We start from the raw sequence: 4,467 nt of genomic DNA, 5'->3' as shown, positions 1-4,467 counted from the left end.
GGTTGCGGGGTTTGTTTGAGTCTCACCATCGACTCTGACATAACTGTCTTGAATCGCTTTGTCGGCTTCTCTTCTTGAGTAGCTTGAGTGGTGAGCAATGTATTTATTTAATCTCACGATATGCCTTTTTCTATCAAAGTATGGATATGAAGCACGCCATTTACTTTTTTCTCTTTATCCGTCACAACTAAAAGCTGTATCTTCATCTCTTCTATAATCACAAGTGCTTCACTTGCAAGCATATTTTCATCATCTATTGTTTTTGGGTTGAGTGTTGCATACTTTAAGACGCTCTCTTGAAGCGAAAAGTCTTCACTCATGAGCGCTCTGCGAATATCGCCATCACTTACAAGTGCTTGAAGCCTGCCCATCTCATCGGTAATTAGAACCGTTCCAATCCTGCCTTCGCTAATCTTTACAATGGCATCTTTGAGTTTTGTGTCTGCCGTGATAATTGGCAAATCTTTTGTTCTCATCAAATCTTTAACTTTTACAAATAGCTGTTTTCCTAAAGCTCCGCCGGGATGAAATGAGGCAAAATCGCTTTTTTTAAAGTTTTTTGCCTTCATAAGACATACCGCAAGCGCATCGCCGAGTGCGAGTGTAAGCGTGGTTGAGCTTGTCGGTGCAATGTTTAGCGGACATGCCTCTTTTTCAACTACAACATCAATAACCAAATCGCTGTATCTTCCAAGCGTGGAGCTTTTCGCTCTCGTCATGCCGATAAGCGGAATGTCAAATCTTTTAATGTGTGGAAGTATGGAGCTTAACTCTTCGCTCTCGCCGCTATAGCTAATAGCTAGAACAACATCCTCTTTGCCAATCATTCCCAAGTCGCCATGAAGAGCTTCTGTGGGGTGCAAGAAAAAGCTGGGTGTTCCGGTGGAAGCGAATGTTGCCGCCATCTTTGCACCGATGAGTCCTGATTTGCCAACACCCGTGACGATAAGTTTGCCTCTGCATGCAAGGATGATTTCCACTGCTCTATCGAAGACATCGCCAATATTTTGAGCGCTGTTTAGGAGCGTTTGGGCTTCAATATTTAAAGTTTCTTGTGCTATTTGTCTGTAATTCATAACGCAATTATACCCTTTTTGGGTATAAATTGCATTGCAGGTTTATCTAATGTCAGGCTTTGGAGTTTTTGATGTAGAGGCAGGAAGTTGAGGAAGAATTACATCTGCTTTTCTGCCGTCAAGCGCCCTTAGGAACTCTTCAATAGAAGTGGCTTCTGCATCGTTTATGTCAGCACCCAGTTGGATACGTCCCATCTCTTTGATTGCATCTTTGAGTTCCCAGATCTGACCGTTATGAAAATATGGTGCAGTTTGTGTGATATTTCTAAGAGTAGGCACTTTTACCATACCGTTTTTGTCACCCTTAAAATCGCCTACATCTTGAAACTTGTATGTGCCTGTAATGTTAAACGCGTTCATGGCACCGCCAAGAGCAATACCGTTGTGACATGTAGCACACCCTTTGTCTATGAAAGTTTGAAGACCCTTTTTTTGCGCTTTTGTAATAGCGTTTTCATCGCCGTTAAGGTAGTCGTCAAACGCAGACGGGGTAACAAGCGTTCTCTCAAATGTCGCGATGGTATCTGCAACCTTCTCAAACGTTATTTTTACATCCTTGCCATACGCGCCTTTAAACCCATCAACATAAGCCGGCATAGAAGTGACGGTTGCAACTACATGCTCAGGAGTTGCCGACATCTCAGGTGCTGCCTGGATTGGTCCTTGTGCTTGCGCCTCTAGGTGCGGGTCGCGCCCATCCCAGAATTGAGAGCTAAAAAATACCGAGTTGTAAACTGTCGGCGAGTTTAGGTGATGCGGATTTGCAGTCCATTTGTGTCCAATTGCCGCAGGGATTCCGTCATCCCCTCCCTCGCTTAGGTTGTGACAACTATTACAGCTGATAAAACCGCTTTTTGAGAGTCTTGGGTCGAAGTAGAGTTTTTTTCCAAGTTCTATTTTCTTATCAGTTATAGGGTTTTTAGGATTGTCTATAAGCTTCATAAGCTCATTTTTATCTGCAGGAATAGGCACTAAGCCCGCTTTTTTAGCCTCCGTAACTAAATCTGTAGCCAAAAGAGATGAAGCGGCGAATGCTATGCTCAAAACGGTTCTTTTATACATGGTAGTTCCTTTTGTAAAATTTGTCACAAATATTACATTTGTTTAGCTTAAGTCTGTATAACGTATTTATATTATTTTTATAAAACCATAGTATATATCTTGCTTAGCGAGCAAAGAGATAGCCTTTATTTATTAGAGATAAGATATAATAATTCTAAAAATTTTTAGAGGGAAAATATGAGAGATAAATTAGGAAAATATGTAAGCAGTATCAATACACTTAAAGTTGAGGAGAGAGTGCTTTACTTCAACACGCTGATTTTAGGAAACGAGGGTGCAGGCAAAACAAATCTGGCGTGTAAAATACGAAACTATATAATCGACAGTAATGTTGCAACGCTCTATCTTGATTTTTCAAATTCTGATATCAATGATATAGAACTTAGATATAAAGACGAGCACTTTAACTACATAAGATTTAATGAGAGCGATGAGTTTTTAGAGCAGTTTAACAAGCTTATTGATGAGAGAAAACATATCTACATGGCAGTTGACCCTGCGTATTTCTCAAATAAAAGAGATATAAAAAGCAAGCTGACCGAGACTCTTCAGATAAAAGGATTGTTGGAAAACTACTACTACTTTTTCCATGATATTGAAAATTTAAACGGTTTTTATACAAAATTTGAAGATTTTTTACTCTACATGTTGACTTTTTTAAATATAAAAAAATATGGTCTTACGTTTTTGGCACAGCCTCACAGCACTTTTGAAAACCCTCAAATCAAACTTCTCTTTACGTTCATGTACCTTGGAAGATGCTCAAACTTTGAGTATTTCAACACGGCAAACCTGAAAAAACTGCCAAAAAACAGATTTTTTTATCAGTACAGAACAAATTATCGTACTCTCTTGTTTAATGATATCAAAAGCAACATAGTAGAGATAGATGAGTATATTATTGATGAGTAGGTAGAGATGCAAAAACTTTTTGATGAGGTGACATCTTTAGATAAGAGATGTTACGAAGAGTTTTTTTTAAGCGAAGATATTTTGATGGAGCATGCCGCAGAGGGTATGGCTGAGTATATTCGTAACAATTTTAAAAAAAATGCAAAAATCATTATAGTTTGTGGAAGCGGAAATAACGGAGCTGATGGAATCGCCCTTGCAAGGCTTCTTCATGGCGACTTTGACACCTCTCTCTTTTATGCAAAAAAGCCTGCGTCAAAGATGGCGCTTCTGCAGCAAAAGAGAGCTCTTAGCATAGGCGTAAGAGAGTGCACAAAACTTCAATCGTGCGATGTTTTGGTGGATGCGATTGTCGGAACGGGATTTAGCGGCGAATTTAACGAAGAGCTGATGGGTATAATCCAAGAGATGAATGAGCTTGAGGCTTTTAAAATCGCTTGTGATGTTCCATCTGGATATAAGTTTATCGCAGATGTAACGTTGACTATGGGTGCGTTGAAAAAGAGCATGTTCTTGGATAGCGCCAAAGAGTTTGTCGGTGAGATAAAAGTTCTTGATTTGGGCGTGAGCCGAAATGTTTACGAAAAAGAGAGTAACGATAAGCTTCTTGATTTGGACGATTTAAGACTCCCCTCAAGAGCAAAAAAAGATTCTCATAAAGGCTCTTACGGACACTTGGCTATTGCATCGGGGCAGAAGAGCGGAGCGAGCATCATGAGCGCTCTTTCAGCGCTTCGATTTGGAAGCGGACTTGTAACGCTTGTGGGATTTGAAAAAATCGAGATACCGCATACGCTCATGTACTCGCATGAAGTGCCTAAAAACACAACTGCTTTGGCTTTGGGAATGGGTCTTGGAGCAGAATTTAGTGCGCAAGAGCTGGAGAAGTTTTTGGATAACTCTCTGCCGCTGATTGCGGATGCGGATATATTTCATATGCAAGCCGCTCTAGATATTTTAAAAAGAGACGAGGTTGTTTTAACGCCGCATGCAAAAGAGTTTGTCTCGCTTTTAAAAAGAGCAGAGTTAGCTGATATAACGGTAGATGAGTTGCAAAAAGAGCGTTTTAAATATGTAGAGATGTTTTGCAAAAAATATCCACATGTCACGCTTCTTTTAAAAGGTGCAAACGTCATAATAGGCAGAGGCGATGAGATTTTTGTCAATCCTCATGGAACTCCGGCACTAGCAAAAGGCGGAAGCGGGGATGTTTTAAGCGGTCTTATCGGGGCTCTTTTAGCGCAGGGGTATAGTGCACTTGATGCCGCAATCAACGGTTCATTAACACATGCTAAACTTGCACTAAATTACGATGGAGCGGATTTTTCGCTTATACCGGATGATTTAATAAATGAAATAAGTAGATTATAGGAAATAGAATGAAAGATATACTAAAAATCGGAAAATATGAGCTAGG

Annotated in this window: 5 protein-coding genes; 2 read left to right on the top strand and 3 right to left on the bottom strand. The window is 40.0% G+C overall.

Translation table 11 applies throughout. From position 1 onward, the window contains the following. From RQ763_RS09840 to RQ763_RS09830, 3 genes are all read right to left on the bottom strand, one after another. The coding region (locus RQ763_RS09840) for a S4 domain-containing protein (protein WP_314152717.1) at positions 1 to 117 on the bottom strand (117 nt) is incomplete at its 3' end. Continuing rightward, positions 114 to 1,076 (bottom strand): KpsF/GutQ family sugar-phosphate isomerase, encoded by a 963-nt coding sequence (locus RQ763_RS09835; protein WP_314152716.1) that lies wholly within the window; start codon positions 1,074 to 1,076, stop codon positions 114 to 116. The genes RQ763_RS09835 and RQ763_RS09840, both read right to left, overlap by 4 nt. Before the next feature lie 42 nt (positions 1,077 to 1,118). Beyond that, positions 1,119 to 2,138 (bottom strand): cytochrome-c peroxidase, encoded by a 1,020-nt coding sequence (locus RQ763_RS09830; RefSeq protein WP_314152714.1) that lies wholly within the window; start codon positions 2,136 to 2,138, stop codon positions 1,119 to 1,121. Between the two features lie 177 nt (positions 2,139 to 2,315). Here RQ763_RS09830 and RQ763_RS09825 point away from each other — a divergent pair, with 177 nt between their 5' ends. Both RQ763_RS09825 and RQ763_RS09820 read left to right on the top strand, forming a co-directional pair. After that, on the top strand, positions 2,316 to 3,050 hold the full coding sequence (locus tag RQ763_RS09825; RefSeq protein ID WP_314152713.1) for an ATP-binding protein: 735 nt from the start codon (positions 2,316 to 2,318) through the stop codon (positions 3,048 to 3,050). 6 nt (positions 3,051 to 3,056) lie between these two features. Then, on the top strand, positions 3,057 to 4,421 hold the full coding sequence (locus RQ763_RS09820) for an NAD(P)H-hydrate dehydratase (protein ID WP_314152711.1): 1,365 nt from the start codon (positions 3,057 to 3,059) through the stop codon (positions 4,419 to 4,421). Positions 4,422 to 4,467: the final 46 nt, after the last annotated feature.

Origin of the sequence: Sulfurimonas sp., from assembly GCF_032250635.1 — a bacterium.
Lineage (GTDB): Bacteria > Campylobacterota > Campylobacteria > Campylobacterales > Sulfurimonadaceae > Sulfurimonas.
The sequence above is the reverse complement of the archived record's forward strand: the minus strand, read 5'-3'. Positions and strand labels throughout refer to the sequence as shown.

Coding starts and splice junctions, on each gene's coding strand:
- RQ763_RS09835 (WP_314152716.1), bottom strand. CDS start 1,076: ATGAATTACAGACAAATAGCACAAGAAACTTTAAATATTGAAGCCCAA.
- RQ763_RS09830 (WP_314152714.1), bottom strand. CDS start 2,138: ATGTATAAAAGAACCGTTTTGAGCATAGCATTCGCCGCTTCATCTCTT.
- RQ763_RS09825 (WP_314152713.1), top strand. CDS start 2,316: ATGAGAGATAAATTAGGAAAATATGTAAGCAGTATCAATACACTTAAA.
- RQ763_RS09820 (WP_314152711.1), top strand. CDS start 3,057: ATGCAAAAACTTTTTGATGAGGTGACATCTTTAGATAAGAGATGTTAC.